Source organism: Vibrio gallaecicus, from assembly GCF_024347495.1.
Classification (GTDB): domain Bacteria; phylum Pseudomonadota; class Gammaproteobacteria; order Enterobacterales; family Vibrionaceae; genus Vibrio; species Vibrio gallaecicus.
In genome coordinates this window covers 108,699-128,070 of record NZ_AP025491.1, presented here as the reverse complement: position 1 = coordinate 128,070, position 19,372 = coordinate 108,699, and the positions used below count along the sequence as shown (strand labels likewise).

The window sequence follows — 19,372 nt, the reverse complement described above, 5'->3', positions numbered from 1 at the left end:
TTGATGGATAAACACTCAAAAGACTCTCACAAAAATGAGAAGCCAAGCCGAGTAAAAAAATGGGCGAAAGAACTCGTCTATATTATCTTGATCGTTGGCATCGTTTCTTACGCTATGGATTTTTATCACAGTGCCAAACTACCAACTGGCGCAGCTCTCCCCATATCAGGAATGACTGTGCAAGGTGAATTCATTGATGTTATTGAACAAAGCAAATCAGGTGAACCCGTTATTGTCTATTTTTGGGCAACATGGTGCGGTGCATGCAAATTTGTAAGCCCAACCATCAACTGGTTTGCTAATGATCATCAAGTGGTTACTGTGGCACTTTCCTCAGGTGAAGATGAACGAGTTCGTCGATTTCTTTCCGCAAAAGAGTACGACTTCCCTGTACTCAATGACGCTACCGGAAACCTCAACCGAGACTGGAAAATTAGTGTCACTCCTACCATCGTGATCATAAAAGACGGTGAAATAAAGCACACTTCGACAGGGGTAACCACACCTTGGGGGCTTTGGTTTAGAACTTTATTTGTATAGAGCACAATTTATATTGAGCACTATTCACGTAGAACGATCTTTGTGTCGTTCCATAACTGCATTTTAAATTTATGACTCTATTTAGAGGATTTGGTTAGATTGTTTTTTATAACTGTTTTTTATAAAGAACAACGCGCTCTAAATAGGAATAAGAACAACGAAAGTTAAAGGATTTACCGTGAAAAAACTTATTATTAGTACACTGATTACGGCTGTATTCTCTGTTACAGTCTCAGCCGCTTTGACTGAATCCCAAGAAGTACAGCTTTTAAAAATTAATGAGCTGCTAAGAAGTAACCCAAGCGTTATCAGTAATTTACATGAAAGTCTTGAACAGTACGTAGAAGGGCAAGCTCAACTAGAGAAAGTTAAGGCACAAAGCCACGATTGGCTATACAACAATAAAGCACACTCAATTACGGGTAACCCTAACGGCAGCTCTGTTATCATCAACTTTACCGACTATAACTGTCCATATTGTAAAAAATTGGAAGCGGCATTCGAAAAGTTAAGCCAAGAAAATAGTGACTTGAAAGTAATCAACATATACGTGCCTTTACAGCAACAACAAGCTCCGGGAACCGATACTAACTCGGCGCTGTACGCACTTAATGTTTGGAAGCAACAACCTGAAAGCTTTGTTGAAGTACATAACCTATTAGTGGCAAAAAATGGTCGCCATGACAAACGCTCATTAGATGCGATTGCGAAGAAGACAAAAACTGAAGCTCTTCTGAATACGAGTGAAGAGCAAGAATTGATTGTTGCCAGAAACTACCAGACCTTTACTGCGATGGGATTAGGAGGAACACCGGCTATGATCATGAATGATCAAGTAACCCCTGGTTATGTCCCATATGAGAAGCTAAAGGATATGGTGAAAGAAGCCTTCTCTAAATAAACGAACATCATGGGAGAGGCATACTCTCCCTTTTTATTTGAACCGATTAGCTTGCTCTGATCTGCCCAACACCTTGAGCATCGATTAACACTTCCTTCAGCGACCCATTCACCAAACGCCTTATTCACCAAATTAATCTCTTAGCTGGCATTCATAAAACTGAAACCAAACCGACACTTAACCGTCACTAATTAGAAATCAATCTTTCATTTATAAACATTATCTTACTCGTATCAAAACAAATCGGGCATGAAGCTCATTGATATTTAAATAGGATAAATAAAATGAAAAAAGCAGCTATCGCAACTGCAATCGTCTCAGCATTGGTATCGGGTTCATCTTTTGCTGCAACAGTTTACGACAAAGATGGGACTAAACTTTCAGTCGGCGGTCGTGCTGAAGCTCGTTTCAATATTTCAGATAACAACGAAACGGTTGATAAAAGCTCATTCAAAGACAAGTCTCGTGCACGAGTTAATTTGAAAGGCAAAACTCAAGTAACTGACGGCTTATACGGTTTTGGTAAGTACGAAGCAGAGTTCGATGACGCATCTGATATTTCTAACCGCTACTTCTTCGCAGGTATTGGAACTGACATGGGTGAGTTTTCTTACGGCAAGCAAGATTCTGCTCAAGTGATGCTCACTGATGTAACAGATACAATGGCAACGTTCGGTGCAGATGCTGCTGATATCGTTTCTGGTAACAAAGATAAACGCGAAAATAACTTCCTTTACTCAGGCAAGTTTGACCAATTTAAAGTGAAAGCAAACTACATCGCTGCCGATGATAAAGATGCTGACAGCTACGGTATTGCTGGTATGTTCTCACTAGATATGGGGCTAGACCTTGGCTTGGGTTATGTTTCACAAGATAACGGTCAAGACAGTGACAACCAAATCAACCTAGTTGCGCAGTACGCGATGGATGCATTCACTTTCGGCGGCCTTTACACAATGGGCTCTGTTGCTGACGAAGACATCACGGGCTACGAATTATCTGCAAAATTCAAAGCAAATAAGAAGCTCGCTCTAGTTGGTGTATATAACTTCTCAGAAAATGACGATACGAGCACTGAACTAGCAAATAACTTCGCTATCGAAGCTGTTTACAAGTTCAACGGTCATATCCGTACTTACGCTGGTTACAAATTTGAACAGTTAGACAATAAAGACGACCAACTTCAAGCTGGTATTCGTTACGATTTCTAATTCGAAAGTAGAGTCTCTGAGTACAACTCAACTCTAATCATACTGTCCTTTGGCCAAGCATTTGCTTGGCCTCTTTTCTTATTAAAAGATAAAAACTAATACTTAGGAAACAAGAAACCCGGAGCTTACTCACAAATGCACCAAGTCTTACAAGCGTAGGCAGCCTTCACTCTCAAAGTGATAAAGGATCTAACTAATCAAGCGAGCTACCAGTGCACCTGGTTCTCTAAGTGCATCCACGTTGTAACTCAGAACTTTCCCAGAAGATGGTGCTAAATAGCGTTTGCTTTCATCACCAAAGGCATCATATTGAATCGCTAATAAATCACCGACTTCAACGCTTTGTAGCAGTTCAACTTGAGGTAAGATAAACCCCCCAACATCCGCCCGAACTGATACGATTTTATCGCCTTCAACCCAATTAATTTGTGGTACTTCAGTCACTGATTGAGCGGTATGGTTAGATTCCAACATCTCATAATAAGCTAAGATATTGAATACCCCCTCTACTGCACGTTGAATCATTTTCGGTTGAGTAAATTTCCCCATCCCGACTTCCACAGTAATACTCGGAATGCCACTTCGGTTCCAAACTGTTTCTAATATACCGGGATCACCCGGATCATTTAAAACGCAGTCAGGTTTCATTAATCTTGCCATTTCACTGCATTGAGCAATTCGATAATCGGCAAAAACATATAATGGATACACAGCACCGCGAGTTTGAGTATGTAGATCAATAGCAAAAGTAGCATTCGGCTTCAGTAAGCGTTCCCAAAGTGAAGCAACGAAACGCTCTGCCGCGAGTCCATCTGCATTTCCTGGGAAAAGGCGATTGAGGTTAGCTGGGCATGAACCAGGATCGGAAGAGATAAAGTCTCGGCTGTGGTTCAGCAAACCAGAAAGATTTACCGTTGGCACAATAGTGACAGTACCAGACAGCTCTTTACCAACGAGCTCTCGTACAATTTGTTGAGCGGCTAGAACACCGTTTAGCTCATCACCATGGATACCCGCGGTCACCATGAGTTTAGGACCATCATTTGTCCCTTTGAACACCGTGACTGGCATATTTTTTGGCTGACCTAAACCATCGCTGGTTACTTGGAACCAAAACTGATGCTCACCTGAAGGTAAATCGTCTACGTTCAAAGTGGTAATAACGCGTCTACCTTGTAAAACATCATCTAAAAATTCGGTATTCATTTATCACTCCGTGATGTCTGATTTGCAGCTGAGAAAAAGGGATCAACAAGATAATTTGAATCACTTGAGAATGTCATCATAGAGGATATTAATAGCTGAACAAGTACTGATTCATTTGTCACCACTTCTATAGGTAATCTGATTGTTCCAACAATTCGAACAACTTAGCCAAAGCATAAACATTGGCTTACTGCATGATTAATCGTATGATTCTGGAATTCTATTATTAACCGCACCATATGCTTGGTTCCGTAAAATTATGAGTCAACCTCACCACCCCTTACAAGGCGCAAGCTGGATGCTCACCGCCGGTCTTGCATTTGCTATCGTCAATAGCCTTGCTCAAGTCGCCAGCATCAAGTTCGGGCTACCTTCAACTACCGTTGCCGTCATTCAATATGCCATAGCGCTTGTTGTGATCATTCCTTATTTACGCACTCTTGGTATTAGGCGTTCATTAAGAACTAACCATTTGAAAATGCACATTCTACGTGTATTTCTATCGGTTATTGGCATCCAGCTTTGGCTGTGGGCGCTTGCTTATCCTGTGCCTATTTGGCAAGGCATTGCGTTATTAATGACATCTCCACTCTTTGCCACTGTAGGTTCTGGGTTATTTCTTAAAGAAAAAGTAGGAGCTGCACGTTGGGGAGCGACCTTAGCAGGCTTTGCCGGTGCAATGATCATTCTTGAACCATGGGCAGACAGTTTCAGTTGGGCAACTCTACTACCCGTTGGTGCCGCATTCTTTTGGGCATGTTATTCACTTATGGTGAAAAAGCTATCTTCTGAAGATGGACCTTCAACAATGGTAATGTATCTACTATTGATGATTACCCCTTTCAACATTTTATTAGCAGCACCAGAATGGCAATTACCTACAGGGTCTTCAATTTGGCTCATCCTGATTGCAGCTGGTGTCATGACCGCTTTGGCTCAATGGGCAATAGTAAAAGCTTACTCAGTGGCAGATGCATCTTTCGTTCAACCTTTTGACCATGCAAAACTGCCGTTAAATGTATTAGCAGGTTGGTTAGTATTCAGTTGGGTACCGCCAGGACGTTTATGGTTAGGGGCTGCTATTATTATTTTATCCGTTGCGTTTATTACTCGTTGGGAAACAAAAAAAACGAAATAGTGAAATTAATATAGGACTCTCCCGTTCTTTATTATTAAGCGAATTGAACTGAGGTAACGACAATGACAACACCAATCAAAATTACTTTGTACCGCTGGGGTGGCAGCTGGGGTCCATTTAAAGTAAATATCCCATGTGGCGAATGCACGCTCACAAAAGATATTCTGAAAGATACGTTTGAAAATGAGCTGGCTGACGTAGAAGTGGAACTTGAGGTAAAAGATTGGTTATCTCATTGGTGGGAGCCATTAAAACTTGGTGCATGGCACGCTCCGATTCTTGTAGTCGAAGGCAAAGTTGTAAGCCAAGGAGAAGCATTAAACCGAGGCGTACTCGTTCAATCCGTTATCAAAGAATGGACGAAGAGAGATACTCTCAAAGGTAATATTGTTTACGGAAAAGCGACCTGCCCTTTCTGTGTAAAAGCAAAAAACCTACTTGATGAAGCAGGTGTTAAATACCAATACTATGACGTCGTAAAAGACAGTGCCGCTTTGTACCGAATGATTCCTGAAGTAAAAGCAATCATAGGCGAAAAAACACCGGTTACTGTCCCTCAGATATGGCTAGAAGGGAAATATGTTGGCGGAGCAGATAACCTAGCCGCATGGATGAAAGATAACGGGTTAGATCGTATACCTAACAATGTTGTTGATCTATCGAATCAAAACGCTAGCTAGCAAATATTCGCTGTGCATATTCCAGATATTAATAGAGTGACGGGTTAGAGTAATCACCACACTCTTGATGTCATTTAACTCTTAATTTCATGGCACATATAAACACAAAGCCCTTAATCTCAGAGCAGAGATTAAGGGCTTTGTTGAATTCTATAAATAGCGACTATTTCTTAAATATTAAATAAGCACTAGACTGCTGCAGCATAATAAAATACTAGCATGTGCTTAATAGCCACTATATTTTAGGCTGTATTTTATTTAGCCATCTTCTTCATCATTCGCTTAATGAACGATACTTTTTTCGGCTTTGATTTGCCGTATAGAGCTTCGTGCATCATGTTCTTTGCCACAAGTTGACCAATGTATGCATTGCCTAGTTCGTAACCCATGATTATCTCCACAAAATATTAATGTCTGATTTCTATAAAGTGATCTTACTCTCAAAACACACAAAAACAAGACTTAAATCACACTTTTGTGCAAATTAAATTGTTAATTACTTAACCATGAGGAAATTAGGCACAAAAAAATCAGCACTCAGGCTGATTTTTATCTTTACTAATAGCTATCTTTACCAACAGCTACCTTTTTAAATCGATTACTTTGCCAATAAATAGCTTTTTCAAGAAATAGCTTATTAGCTTCTTTTGGGCTGTTTATAAGTCTTACCAGCAATCTGGTACGTATCTTTTGCTTTTACTTCAAACATAGATTCAAAGAACCACGCAGCGAACTTAATCAGATCGTCACCTTCATTCATGACATGCTCAACAAATTCTTGTTCTTCACCTTCATCGTTGTCTTGAACTGTCACATGGTAAATGCGTTTTTCATTTTCAACATCAGCCAATGCAAATTGACCGACCAAAGATTGAGCGGCTTCAGATACTTCAGTATCTTCATTTGATTTTAATAACTCTAGTGCTTCTGGGAGGTTTTGCTTGCTGCAAATCTCTTTAACCAGTACTTCAAATTCATTGTGCTGCATGGTATCTACCTATTAAATTAACGAACGCATTGTAGGAAACCATCACTCTAATTACAACGATCTACTGAATGAATAATGCATGTTGCACTCTCATATCTACAGACCACATCGGATCTCTACGCACCACATCTATAGCAACGCTTCTGCAGAAGCCGCTTCGATTTTTCTTGAATTTAGCCATGTTGAAAAGAGCACCAACGCCATACCGCCCCCTACCATCATGTAAAAGACACCTAAGCTTGTATTATTCACCACCCAGTTTTCGACTAAGTAACCACCAAATAAGCCCGCAACACACATTTGAATAGAACCCGACAATGCCGACACCGCACCTGCCTGCTTTTTATGGGGCTCCAACAACATGCTGATTGATAAAGGAAAGGACATACCCTGAGCAATCACAAGCCACGTAAACGCCCAAACCAAATTAAAAATACTGAACTCAGAAACCAACAACCATGCGCCAGATAAAAGCATAATTGTTATCGCGATACTCATTAAAGTTTGAGTGTTTAAATAACGGTTCAAGATATTCAGGGTGACGCTACCAATAAGTAAACCTGCGGATGGAATGATCATTAATGAACCATATTCAGCCGTTGTAAGCCCTAGTTGATCTTGCATTAGAAATGGGAATAAAGACAGTGTCACAATACTGGTTAAATAGCTCATCCAGTTATAGCTCGCGCTGCTAATCACTTGTCGATTCACTAATAAGGCACCGTAATTCTTAACGACTTTCGTGACATTAAAACGACTTTTCCCATACGGCAGCGTTTCAGGAAGAATAAAGAAACCTAAGGTAAAAATGGCGAAAATGTACGCCAAGACAAACCCAAATACTGCTTGCCAACCTAGATGAAAAGCCACCCAACCGCCAAATACTGGTGCTGCAATGGGTATAATAGATGCGGTCATCGAAATATAAGACAAAGCTTTAGTGAGTTGTAAGCCATCATAACTATCTCTTAATACACTTCGTCCAAGCACAGAAGCACTACCGGCCCCTAAACCTTGCAACAAACGCCCAAGCTCCAACGCGGTAGCGTTATCTGAAAATAGTAAACATACAATCGTACCGATTAAATAAATTCCCTGTCCAAGAATAAAAATAGGTCTTCGACCAATCGCGTCAGACATAGGACCATAAAACAGCTGAGAAACACCAAAACCTACCAAGAACAGGGTAACCAACATTTGAACATTAGTTTGTGCTATCTCTAAATCAGCGGCAATCAACGGTAATGAGGGTAGATAAATACTCACCCCTACCTGTCCAGTAGCAATGATCATCATAGCGAGAAGTAAAGGTGCTTTTTTGAATACTGCTGAAGTCATTAAATCCCCTAATTGTGTGCTTTTTATTCATAATTCAGTTTACATTCAAATCTGATAATTGATAATCAAGCAAGTAGGAATTTTATTAAGTCCTAATAGGAAACAATATGGATTGGATTCTCAGTGTAAAAAGCTATGTAAAAGTCGTAGATGAAGGCAGTTTCAATGGAGCAGCTAGAAGCCTCAACACCACCAGCTCAGCAGTCAGTAAGCGTGTCAATTGGTTAGAAGAACGCATTGGCACTCAATTACTCAAAAGAACAACTCGCTCAATAAGTCAAACAGAAGCTGGCGCACTTTTCTACCAGCGAGCAAAAGCTCAACTAGATAGCTGGCAGTCAATTGTTGATGAAACTCGATCAGTTAACCAAACACCAGCAGGTTTACTAAAAATTGGGGCGACGATTGCTGTCGGATCTAAATTTTTAGTCCAATACTTAAACGATTTTCTTGAGCAGTATCCGGATATCAAAATTCAGCTAATCACCACAATTCCAGGCCAGCTACCAGAAATGAGCCTAGATCTCGTGCTCAGCCGTGAATTAGAGCAACTCAATTCACTAAGCTTTAAAAAAACGCCTTTGTTCGAACATAAAGCCACCTTTTATGCAGCGCCTAGTTACCTGAAAAAATATGGCTGCCCTGCCGATGAACAAGATCTCGAAGTACATAACTCATTAGTTTGGGGAGAAAGAACCACTAGGGAAATCACAATATCAAAAGGGAAAAGGATCACATTAAGTGGCAATTTTGCCACAACCAACCCTGAAGCATTGTTTCACGCAGCTAAAAATGGCATGGGGATTCTTCTCACTAACCAGACGATGATTAAAGAAGAACTAAAACTGGGTACTCTAGTGCCTATCTTGCCTGGGATTAAAGCTGACGAAGCGATGGTATATGCCTATTATCCAAAGCTTGATTACGAACATACCCGCACAAAGTTGTTCTTAGATTATCTTAAATTGCGTTTACACAAAGAGCGAGATCTAGAAACGTACTCTCACCCAATGGAGTTAAATTAAGCATAAAACGAAAGTAAAACCTGTAAGGAACTGCCTTTATAAAACCGACACAAATTCATCATTAAGATTGAATATTGGAGACTTATCGTCAATAGTAATAAATAGAAGTGTGCAACTTGATGCTCTTAAATTTGACTAATGAATGATAGGCAACATTCTATGGCTAAACTCTCACTGAACGATACAGTAAACTTAGACACAATCAGTCATATTCTAAAATTAGATGGGCAGGACTTGTTAGAAGCTGTTGCCCTTACGCTGCATCGCGTTTTTGGCAGCCAATGCACGGGGATAATTGAAAAGCGCCATTTTCAAGATCACACTTTGCCCGTTGTCATTGTCCTTGACGATTCAGTACAACAAGTCAACGTCCATTCCGTTACTAATAAGCTTTGCAACCAAGAAACACGCCAAGACTGCCAGCACTGTTCATTTACCAGGCAACTTCTAGAGTCATTACCTAACAACACTCTTAGTCATGAGTTTATCTCAGAGAACTATATAGCCATCCCGATTAAAGCGCGTAATGGGGATACTATGGGTGTACTCTATTCCACATTTATCTTACCGATCAGTAATGGAGATAAACAAAAGCTGATACGACACCATCAAATGTTTGCGGATATGATAAATCATACGTTACAGGAACTATGGTTCAGTGATCGCTCAGAACAGCTCGTCAATCAGCTCAGCTATGAAGTCTCACACGATAACCTTACCGGGCTTCTTAACCGTAGCTGCTTATCCGACACTCTAGAATCTATAACGCAGCAATCAAATGCACCTTTTACTCTCGCCTTCATTGATATCGACAACTTTAAATCGATTAACGACGCAAACGGTAACTACATCGGGGACAAAGTGATTCAGTTTACTGCCGATACCATCACTTCCTGCGTACAAGACGCAGCTTTAACCTTCCGAACAGCTGGAGATGAATTTGCATTTATCACTTATGACTCCGACCCAATAAAAATTTGTCATGATATTTTAAATAAGATAGAGGATGGCTATTACGACTCTACGCATCAATTAAAATTTAAGATCAGTATTGGTATTGCAAGAACTCAAGACGTAGATAAAAACATTGAAAAGTTACTGTTCAACACCAGTTTAGCTCTTAAAGATTGTAAGCAGCACCCCGAAATACAGGTGCAATGCTACGACACTCACTTAAGCGCAAGCTACCATAGGAAAACCCAGTTAGTCGCTGCCATTAGACGCGAACTAGCGAGCCCAATCGCAGTGAATCAAGAAATGCATGTGGTTGTTCAACCGATTGTCTACAAGAATCAAGATGAATGGGATTACTTTGAATTACTCAGCCGTTGGCAAAGCCCTGAATATGGGTCAGTTTCGCCGGTTGAATTCATTAAGGTCGCAGAACAATCAGGGCTTATTGTTGAACTTGGTGAAAGGATAATGGAGCTGGGTTGCATTGCTAAAAAGCAGCTAGAACAGGGACTTGGTTACAAAATAAAGTTAGGTATAAACTGCTCAGCCCACGAATTAAATGACGCTGAAAGGTATTTGAACCATTTAACCAAAATGATCAATAAATATGATTTCGAAGCCAAAGAGTTCGTCATTGAACTTACCGAAACCGTACTACTGACTCAAACTGACGATGTAACACGTGTACTGACTTCATTACGAGAAATGGGGTTTACTATTGCTTTAGATGATTTTGGTACAGGATATTCAAGCTTAAACTACATTCAAAGCTATCCTATCGATTGCTTGAAGATAGATGCTACCTTTATTCGAAATCTATTAAGTAATGCTATTTCTGAGCGAGTGGTATGGTTAATAATTCAACTCGCTCAGCAACTAAATATTACCTTAATTGCGGAAGGAATAGAGCACCAAGAAGAGTTGGAGAAATTACACTCTATGGGATGCTTACAAATTCAAGGCTATTACTATTCACGACCAGAAAAGCCATCCGTGATTATTGATACCCTTACCCATCGTGTACAAAGTAAATTTGCATAAAAAACCCGTAACTCACAGGCTATGAGTTACGGGTATGAGCTTTGTAATAAGCTGAAGTTCAGTGAATATCAACCGGCTTCAGCAATGCCTTTGGCTTATTATAAACTTTGCTCTCTTGCTAAGAGTAATGCGTCTGCTTCATCTCTCATCGCGACGAATTTTGCTTTTTCATTTTTAGGAACTGAATTCGCCATTGGTATATTCGCTTTCATTGCGTTTACAGGGCGACCACGCTCGATCAATTCATAATGAAGATGGGCACCTGTCACTCGACCAGTTTTACCTGATAAACCAATTTTTTGGCCACGAGAAACCTGCTGCCCTTTACGTACGAGTATCTTACTCAAGTGAAGGTAGCGAGTTTTATAAGTGGTGCCATGCTGGATAACGACGTAATTACCCGCATATGGGTGGCTACGAGTCATAATCACTTTACCATCACCAGTAGACTGCACTGGAGTGCCAACAGGTGTAGCAAAGTCTGTCCCGTTATGTGGGGATACTCTTCCCGTAACTGGGTGTAAACGTTTTGGATTAAAATGAGAACTTAAGCGCCAATTTCGACCAACAGGGTAACGTTGGAAAGCACGCTGCAGACTGTCTCCATTTGCATCGTAGTATTGACCATCAGTGTGCAAATAAGCGCTTAAAACACGATTTCGGTTCATTATCTTAATGGCTTCAATCTCACGTTTCCCAGTAGGAACGCCATCAAGAAACTGCTTCTTCTGTAAAACTTCGAATTTATCCCCAGCACGTAAATCACGACTAAAATTAATCTTCTCTTTCAATAAAGAAACAACGTGATCAATTTCAATGCTGCTTAAACCCAGTTTATTAGCGGACATTGAAAAGCTGCCTTGAATATCACCAACCAAAGGAGTTTGTACCCACTCTCCAGGTAATGAGATGTCTTCAAACTCATAACTACCATCGTCTAAACGACGGTACAAAACTTTATCCACAAGGTTGAACATCAACTCCATTTTAACCAACTCACCCGAATCTTCATCTCGCCAAAAACGAAGTTGGTTACCCGGTTGTAATGTATCTAACGCAAGGAAGTTAAGATCGGTTTCCATCACACTCATCATCGATTGATATGAGAAACCAAGTTGAGTAAATATGCCACTAAGGTTATCACCACTGCGGATTTGATACTCAAAAGTAGGTGGTTCAATAATCTCAGAAATTGGAGACAACAACGATTCAATGACCGTTGAATCGGGCAAATTTAAATCTATTGTCTTAGTTAGTTGGGAGTCGGAAGCATTGAAAACGACACTCATAGCGGCTGCAATAGGAAAACCTAGCAGGGCTAATTTTTTAAGTGACGAGAGCTCAGAAAACGGAGATGAAAATATTTTTGAATACACGGTAAAGAGATCTTTCTGCAACATAAAGCAACAGGATATGCTTTTTGAGCGCATAAATCATCAGTGAAATGTCATAATATGATGCTCATCAGCCAAACCCAGCCTAAGTGCTTGAGTTATCGTGGGGTACTTAGGTTAAATGGAAATACTAGATTTCAAAGAGAGGCATGATTTCAGAAAAATGCTTAGTTTGAAGTAACAAATTTGAAGTAACAAAAAGCAGAAGCCTAAACTTCTGCTTTCTAAACCCCGAAGGGTTATCACACTTAATGAATGTTAAAATGGTATAACTCTGAAGGCTAAACAATCCCCGACAAGAACTACTTCACTTAAACCAACGTGCGAATAACTACTGACCTGTAGTCACTAAACAGTTGTCTTCACCAAACCCATTTTGGATATAGCTATCAGCATTAGCATCATTCACCCATTGCTGCCCATTCACTAGGTAACGGAACTGAAACTGCTCATCTCTTGGTAGGCGAGCCTTAAATTTATAGACTTTACCCTTTGCCAATTTCTTCATTGGCGTTTCTTTCCAATCTAGAAAGTCAGCCACAATAGAAACTGAAGTCGCTTCTTGAGCTTCAAGCTCAAACGTTACTTCTACTTCATCTTTTGTTTTAAAAAAACGTTTATTAATCATTCGCAAGCTCCATTTGAAAAAACCTTTCGGACACCAAGTGTTATCCTCGTTTAGTGTCTAAATTACATACATCTAAGAACAATAATATGTAATTTAGCTCACATAAACAACAAAACATTGCATCCCATAAAGTCTTATTGCTTATCAATTGATTGCTTATCAAATTCAAAGGCTATGGAGTGGGGTTCATTAGGTAATTCTGCTTTTGCTTGAGAAGCGGAATGTTGCAGATACTCAACCACTCCGGTATAGCGGTTTTCTTTCTCTTGAGTGATTTTTAAACCCGTGATATTTGCGCGATCACCGATGAATAACTGATCTATTAGAATCATTCGACTTCGTTGCTGATCAAATTTAAAAAGCGCCACGTATTGAAATATGCCAGACCCTTGATTCGATACCCACATCGGCGCGACAAATAATGGTTCTCTAGCCTGCTCACCTTGAATATTTTTAAGAGCTTTAAAACTTTCAGCAGCTTGGATATTACTGGTTGCTACGCTTACTGTTCCTCTTTCCACACCAGAATCATAACGACCAATTGCAACGCCTTTCTCTTCAATGATTTCATCAACAAAAGCGTAAGCATTTGTTTCTGGTACTTTAATTGTCCATGGATTTGTTGCCTTTAACTTGAAGACAGACAACACGATAGGGTCAGCCTGAACGTTTGAAGATGGGAATTTCGCTAATATTTCTTCATCCGTTAGGCTGAACCTGTAAGCACCAGCCACAATCACGATCACGAGCAGCACAATAGGGATGAGTAAGATAAGTGGGATAGGTAAAATTCTATTTTTCATAGCGACTTATATTGGTTAGTTCCATGTCAATTTGTGCAGACCATAAATCGCTTTGATATAATAAGCAATAAGGCTTTATTCGGATCCTTTTAAAACGAGAGTTGCCTATGGAAATTAATTCTAAAGTAGATGCCCATACAGGAAAGAATACTAAAGTCAGAACTTGTGACTGTAAGTGTGGCGCAGTCACCCTTGTCTGCACAGGTGAACCTATTCGAACAGCAGTTTGTCACTGTTTTGAATGTCAGAAGCGCACAGGGAGTGTATTTGGCGTCCAAGTACGGTTTTCAGCTAGTCAGGTAATGATGCAGGGTGAAACTACTTCATTTTCCCGAATAAGTGATACGGGTAATGAAGTCACCTACCAGTTCTGCCCTAACTGCGGTACGACCATGCAATTAGGAATCACAGCCTCACCAGAGGTTGCTGTCATTCCGCTTGGGCTTTTTAAAGAACAAGATTTCCCACCCCCAAGCTTTTCTATTTATGAGGAAAGAAAGCACGGATGGGTTAAGTTTGATAGCCAAATGGAACATTACAACTAGCTTCATACCATCAACAGTCCATATTCGGTCTGAAATATTTGAACGACAAACAGATAGTACAGACGACAGATAATTGCTGTACTGTTGCTTCAGATCAACTATTCCTAGGCTATAACGCTAGCACGTCACTTCACTAGCGTTATAATTCTGCCCTTTCTCAATTGAGCTATGTGACATGATATCTAAACTCCCTCGCTGGATTGAATATGGCGCTCTTCTTCTTGCTGCATTAGCTGGGTGCGTGAATGCTATTGGTCTTATGGGGTTTCAACATCAGGCGATTTCTCACATATCCGGTACGATGACTTTACTGGGCAGTAGCCTTACTTCACCAACGCAAACCTCACTTCATTTATTGCTGATTATCATCAGTTTTATGTTTGGCTCTGCGTTTAGTGGCTTCTTTATTGATAGTCAGGCGTTAAAATTAGGGCGTCGTTATGGGGTTGCCCTCTGTATTGAAGGCGCGCTATTACTACTTGCACTATGGGCGCTTCTCAATGGGCTTACCTCTGGTCAGTATTTAGCGTCAGCGGCTTGTGGCTTACAAAATGCCATGATTACGACTTACAGCGGTGCAATCATCCGCACCACACACATGACAGGGATCATCACAGATCTTGGGATCATGCTGGGTTCAAGCCTAAAAGGAAACCCATTCGACCGTCGTAAAGCCAAACTTCTGATGTTTATCATCGTTGGTTTTCTTTCTGGCGGTTTAGTTGGGGCTTTATTGTTCCAATCCTTTGATATTATGTCTTTAGCTTTCCCAGCGATTTTCTCGTTTTCTATTGCTTTCGGCTACTGGATTTACCTTTCTGTTTTCTCATCACAAACTTAAGCTTTTGCCAGCATAGTGTTATCTGGAAATACTGAGTTTGTCTGAAATACTTATCTCAATAAGCACATCTATACATAAAATAAACATTTACAACATATGTGATACAATATTTTACCTATGACAGCTATTGGAGAATAATATTTGTGAATATTTAATCCAATAGATTGAATAGTATTGCAAGGTGATAAAATAGTAGGTAGTCTTGCGGTCGATAAGAAAATACGGATATTTAGTGATTAAGTGCCACGGATAAGGCAACATTTTACTAGTAGTAATACGAGAACCCTATAATGCTTAACAACACCAACGCTGCTAACAATTCAAAATCAAAAAGCAGTTTCTGGATTTTCTTAATCCCTTCTCTCATTGGTCTATTTCTATTCATGGCTCCTATTAGTTATGAAGGTGACTTGACCATCCCTGTAGCAATTCTGGCGAAATCTATTCAAGTCATATTTGGTGAATACCTAGTTTCTGTGATCACCGCAATTGTTGCTTTTATGGCTGTAGCATCCATTTTTTACAAAGTTTTCAAGCCTACTTTCATAAAATCGAACCCGTTTCTTGAAGGTCTATTCAACCCTTCACCACTTTGGCTTACAGTTCGCGTCATCGGTGGCGCTGCAGCAGTCATGACTTTCTTCCAAGTAGGTCCAGAAGCAATCTGGGAAGAAAATACCGGCGGCTTAGTATTAGAAGGCTTATTACCAACGCTATTTTCTGTATTTATCTTTGCTGGATTATTACTTCCACTACTGCTTAACTTCGGTCTATTAGAGCTTTTTGGTACGCTATTGAGTAAGATCATGCGTCCTATTTTTAACCTACCAGGTCGAAGCGCAATCGACTGCATGGCGTCATGGTTAGGTGATGGTAGTGTCGGTATTCTTCTTACAAGTAAGCAATACGAAAACAAATTTTACACACAGCGCGAAGCTGCAGTAGTTGGTACAACGTTTTCTGCTGTATCTATTACGTTCAGCCTAGTAGTTATCGCACAAGTAGAATTAGAACACCTATTCTTACCATTTTATGCAGCTATCTGTTTAGCCGGTATTGTTGCGGCGGTAATTATCCCTCGCTTGCCACCATTAAGTATGAAGAAAGATACTTTTATTGATGGTACTTCTCCAAAGAAAGATGCAGATGCAATACCTGAAGGTCACTCTACATTCTCTTGGGGTTTAGAGCTGGCAATCAATAAGGCATCACAAGTTAAATCAGCAAAATCTGTTTTCGGTGAAGGTATACACAACGCAGTAGACATGGTGTTTGGTGTACTACCTGTGGTAATGGGCATGGGTACCATTGCTCTAGTTACAGCGGAATATACATCGGTGTTTTCAATTTTAGGTCAACCCTTCATTCCGTTTCTAGAATTACTTGGGGTTCCTGAAGCTGCAGCAGCATCAGAAACCATTGTGGTCGGCTTTGCTGATATGTTTATCCCTGCAATTTTAGCGGCATCAATCGACAACGAAATGACTCGTTTCGTTATCGCGGCAATGTCTGTTACTCAGCTAATTTACATGTCTGAAGTTGGCGCTTTATTGCTTGGTAGTAAAATCCCAGTCAACATTGTTGAGCTGTTTATCATATTCATTCTACGTACCCTAATTACACTTCCTGTAATCGCGGGTGTAGCGCACTTGATTTTCTAAAAACAAGCTGAACAAAAACCGTACAAAGCCTCATTTATGTGAGGCTTTTTTCGTTTTTGTAAATAAGATAACTGATTATATTCGATTATACCGCTTCCTATTAATAATGATTTTCATTAACCCTCTTCCCTTTTACAACCTAGGTTTGTTGAATTATTCCCGTATTAATTTAAAGGTGATAATTCAACTAGATCTCATTAATTTCTAATTTCAATGAAATAACACCCTCTAGTAAGCAAAAATGAATGTTTAACCTTTTAAATTTACAGTTCTGTTGTATTTTTGTAACTGTGAGTGTGAAAATGTCATTAAGTATGTCAGACACTTGCCGATATCATAAAAACAATAATTATTACTTAAGCTTATTCGCTAGCTTATTGAGAGGACCGTACTATGAAGTTTAGTCATAAGGTTGTTGCAGCATCATCTACACTTCTGCTGGTGACCGTTTCATTACTTTCGATTCAACAACTGTTTACAGTGAGAAGTGCTGTTGAAAACCACGTTAACGCTAGCATGAACGAAATGGTAGCCGGGGTAAAAAATACCGTTGTTTCTGAAATGTCTGCGAAAAAAGCGCTGGCTCAATCCACGACTGAGGTGATTGAAATTAACCCTCAAGATCACGATTACGTACAAACCATACTTGAAAAACCAAAACTTAAAGGCAGCTTTTTAGCCGTAGGTTTTGGCTATGAAGCAAACGGTTTCGTTATTGAAAATGATGATGGTTGGGTCGCAGGACCTGACTATGATCCTAGAGTTCGCCCTTGGTATATTGATGCAAAATCCCAAAACCGCCTTGTCGTAACCGCCCCTTATGTGGACGCATCAAGTAACAAAGTAATTATCTCCGTAGGTACACCTGTTAAAGATAATGGCAAGTTCACTGCGGGTATGTTCTTCGATTTAGAACTCACAAACCTTGCAACACTGGTTAATAAAGTGAACCTATTTGATGCAGGCTACTTATTCCTTGTGACATCAAATGGGACGACTATTGCCCACCCAAATGCTAAAAATAACGGTGAAAAACTTTCAAGCTACTTGCCTCAAGCGACCATCAATAGCCAGCAACAAAGAATTGAAATGGATGGTAAAACCTTCTTGGTTAACTTTACTCATATCCCAAGCGAAGATTGGTATGTCGGTACTATCATAGATGAATCTATCGCTTTCTCTACTATTTCAGAGCTTAAAAATAGCTCAATTATTTATACCATTATTGCTCTTATCTTAAGTGTTATTGCTCTGACTGTTTTAATCCGTGTATTAATGCGCCCCCTTGAAACACTTAATAAAGCAATTAACGACGTGGCTTCTGGTCAAGGTGATTTAACAAAGCGCTTAGACACTAATACAGACGAAGAATTCTCTGATTTAGCAAAAGGCTTCAATACCTTTACTGAGAACTTACAAAATCAGATTATTCAGTCCAAAGCAATTGGTGAAGAGATCAAGCGTGGTACTGAAATGACGGTTATTGGCGCTCAAGAATCTGCAAATGCGATGAATACCCAACTGCAAGAACTAGAACAGTTAGCTACCGCGATGAACGAAATGGCGGTGACTGCAACAGAAGTTGCTAACAATGCACAAGGTGCTGCTGCTGCAGCTAAAGATGCCGATGAAGCAACAATTGATGGCACAACGGTAGTAAGTGATACCACTCAAGCTATCGATAACTTGTCTTCTCGTATCGACCAAGCTGTCGAAGAAGTTAAAGTATTGGAATCGGCAACGGCAAATATCGAGACTATTCTAAAAGTAATCAACGATATTGCAGACCAAACTAACCTACTCGCATTAAATGCAGCGATTGAAGCTGCGCGAGCTGGTGAATCAGGAAGAGGGTTTGCAGTTGTAGCGGACGAAGTGCGAACTTTGGCTCAGCGTACTCAGCAATCAACAACTGAGATTCGCAGTATGATCGAGCAATTACAAGCAGGAGCAAGTTCTGTCTCTGCTGCGATGAATCAAAGTAAAGATACTGCAACGGATGCCGTAGAACGCGCTCAACAGGCAAATTCATCACTAGATCGTATCCGTAATTCGATTCAACAAATTTCAGATATGAATATCCAAATAGCTTCGGCTGCCGAAGAGCAAAGTTTGGTAGCAGAAGAAATCAACAATAATACGGTAAAAATAAAAGACCTTTCTACACAAGTGTCCAATTCAGCGCAGCAGGCAAATGCCGCTATGCAAGTTCAAACTGAAAATGTACAAGAACAAGATGCACTGTTAAACAAGTTCACAGTGTAATCAAGAAATAGCTCCTAATATAAAAAATAGGCTAGATCAGGTACAAAATTGGGTACTCATAGTAAGTCACGAGGCTCTCGTGGCTTACTTTCTAAACACATAAAGAGCTGATCAGAATTAAATTATTGATAGATATAACGCCAATCCGCTGGATGAAGTGGTTATTTCTAACTATAAATTTATAAACGATTAAGAAAATAGTTAAGGATGACC

Annotated in this window: 18 protein-coding genes; 11 read left to right on the top strand and 7 right to left on the bottom strand. The window is 40.0% G+C overall.

Going from position 1 to position 19,372, the window contains the following annotated elements:
- The first annotated feature begins 3 nt into the window (after positions 1 to 3).
- The 3 genes from OCU78_RS15190 (at position 4) to OCU78_RS15180 (ending at position 2,652) form a co-directional block, all read left to right on the top strand.
- Positions 4 to 540: a protein disulfide oxidoreductase gene (locus OCU78_RS15190; protein WP_137372077.1), complete on the top strand. Its 537-nt coding sequence runs from the start codon at positions 4 to 6 to the stop codon at positions 538 to 540.
- A gap of 178 nt (positions 541 to 718) precedes the next feature.
- Positions 719 to 1,441, top strand: a complete 723-nt coding sequence (locus OCU78_RS15185) for a DsbA family protein (protein WP_137372076.1) — start codon at positions 719 to 721, stop codon at positions 1,439 to 1,441.
- 284 nt (positions 1,442 to 1,725) lie between these two features.
- Entirely contained in the window at positions 1,726 to 2,652 is a 927-nt protein-coding gene (locus OCU78_RS15180; RefSeq protein ID WP_137372075.1) for a porin, read from the top strand.
- A gap of 189 nt (positions 2,653 to 2,841) precedes the next feature.
- On the opposite strand, the gene OCU78_RS15175 is transcribed toward OCU78_RS15180, so the two are convergent.
- A complete protein-coding gene (locus OCU78_RS15175) occupies positions 2,842 to 3,858 on the bottom strand; it encodes a succinylglutamate desuccinylase/aspartoacylase family protein (protein WP_137372074.1) in 1,017 nt (338 codons plus the stop codon).
- Between the two features lie 259 nt (positions 3,859 to 4,117).
- On the opposite strand from OCU78_RS15175, the gene OCU78_RS15170 reads away from it, so the two are divergent.
- Together OCU78_RS15170 and OCU78_RS15165 are read left to right on the top strand one after the other, a co-directional pair.
- Positions 4,118 to 4,996, top strand: coding sequence for a DMT family transporter (locus OCU78_RS15170; protein ID WP_137372073.1), 879 nt, complete (start codon positions 4,118 to 4,120; stop codon positions 4,994 to 4,996).
- A 62-nt stretch (positions 4,997 to 5,058) separates the two neighbouring features.
- Positions 5,059 to 5,676: a glutaredoxin domain-containing protein gene (locus tag OCU78_RS15165; RefSeq protein ID WP_137372072.1), complete on the top strand. Its 618-nt coding sequence runs from the start codon at positions 5,059 to 5,061 to the stop codon at positions 5,674 to 5,676.
- A 254-nt stretch (positions 5,677 to 5,930) separates the two neighbouring features.
- On the opposite strand, the gene OCU78_RS15160 is transcribed toward OCU78_RS15165, so the two are convergent.
- From OCU78_RS15160 to OCU78_RS15150, 3 genes are all read right to left on the bottom strand, one after another.
- The gene (locus OCU78_RS15160; protein WP_257217070.1) at positions 5,931 to 6,065 is read right to left on the bottom strand and encodes a hypothetical protein; all 135 of its coding nucleotides are present in this window, start codon (positions 6,063 to 6,065) and stop codon (positions 5,931 to 5,933) included.
- A gap of 248 nt (positions 6,066 to 6,313) precedes the next feature.
- Positions 6,314 to 6,664: a hypothetical protein gene (locus OCU78_RS15155; protein WP_137372071.1), complete on the bottom strand. Its 351-nt coding sequence runs from the start codon at positions 6,662 to 6,664 to the stop codon at positions 6,314 to 6,316.
- 129 nt (positions 6,665 to 6,793) lie between these two features.
- On the bottom strand, positions 6,794 to 8,002 hold the full coding sequence (locus tag OCU78_RS15150; RefSeq protein WP_137372070.1) for a multidrug effflux MFS transporter: 1,209 nt from the start codon (positions 8,000 to 8,002) through the stop codon (positions 6,794 to 6,796).
- Between the two features lie 107 nt (positions 8,003 to 8,109).
- Here OCU78_RS15150 and OCU78_RS15145 point away from each other — a divergent pair, with 107 nt between their 5' ends.
- Together OCU78_RS15145 and OCU78_RS15140 are read left to right on the top strand one after the other, a co-directional pair.
- Positions 8,110 to 9,027 (top strand): LysR family transcriptional regulator, encoded by a 918-nt coding sequence (locus tag OCU78_RS15145; protein WP_137372069.1) that lies wholly within the window; start codon positions 8,110 to 8,112, stop codon positions 9,025 to 9,027.
- Between the two features lie 159 nt (positions 9,028 to 9,186).
- Positions 9,187 to 11,022, top strand: coding sequence for a putative bifunctional diguanylate cyclase/phosphodiesterase (locus tag OCU78_RS15140; RefSeq protein WP_137372068.1), 1,836 nt, complete (start codon positions 9,187 to 9,189; stop codon positions 11,020 to 11,022).
- 98 nt (positions 11,023 to 11,120) lie between these two features.
- Here OCU78_RS15140 and OCU78_RS15135 read toward each other — a convergent pair whose 3' ends face one another.
- From OCU78_RS15135 to OCU78_RS15125, 3 genes are all read right to left on the bottom strand, one after another.
- Complete coding sequence (locus tag OCU78_RS15135; protein ID WP_137372067.1) at positions 11,121 to 12,398, bottom strand: peptidoglycan DD-metalloendopeptidase family protein; 1,278 nt, start codon at positions 12,396 to 12,398, stop codon at positions 11,121 to 11,123.
- A gap of 349 nt (positions 12,399 to 12,747) precedes the next feature.
- The gene (locus tag OCU78_RS15130; protein WP_137372066.1) at positions 12,748 to 13,044 is read right to left on the bottom strand and encodes an isoamylase early set domain-containing protein; all 297 of its coding nucleotides are present in this window, start codon (positions 13,042 to 13,044) and stop codon (positions 12,748 to 12,750) included.
- Positions 13,045 to 13,178: 134 nt separating this feature from the next.
- On the bottom strand, positions 13,179 to 13,847 hold the full coding sequence (locus OCU78_RS15125) for a hypothetical protein (protein WP_137372065.1): 669 nt from the start codon (positions 13,845 to 13,847) through the stop codon (positions 13,179 to 13,181).
- Between the two features lie 107 nt (positions 13,848 to 13,954).
- Here OCU78_RS15125 and OCU78_RS15120 point away from each other — a divergent pair, with 107 nt between their 5' ends.
- The 4 genes from OCU78_RS15120 to OCU78_RS15105 all read left to right on the top strand — a co-directional run bounded on the left by OCU78_RS15120 (position 13,955) and on the right by OCU78_RS15105 (position 19,159).
- Entirely contained in the window at positions 13,955 to 14,392 is a 438-nt protein-coding gene (locus OCU78_RS15120; RefSeq protein WP_137372064.1) for a GFA family protein, read from the top strand.
- A 175-nt stretch (positions 14,393 to 14,567) separates the two neighbouring features.
- Complete coding sequence (locus tag OCU78_RS15115; protein WP_137372063.1) at positions 14,568 to 15,233, top strand: YoaK family protein; 666 nt, start codon at positions 14,568 to 14,570, stop codon at positions 15,231 to 15,233.
- A gap of 290 nt (positions 15,234 to 15,523) precedes the next feature.
- The gene (locus tag OCU78_RS15110; protein WP_137372062.1) at positions 15,524 to 16,894 is read left to right on the top strand and encodes a YjiH family protein; all 1,371 of its coding nucleotides are present in this window, start codon (positions 15,524 to 15,526) and stop codon (positions 16,892 to 16,894) included.
- 393 nt (positions 16,895 to 17,287) lie between these two features.
- The gene (locus tag OCU78_RS15105) at positions 17,288 to 19,159 is read left to right on the top strand and encodes a methyl-accepting chemotaxis protein (protein ID WP_137372061.1); all 1,872 of its coding nucleotides are present in this window, start codon (positions 17,288 to 17,290) and stop codon (positions 19,157 to 19,159) included.
- Positions 19,160 to 19,372: the final 213 nt, after the last annotated feature.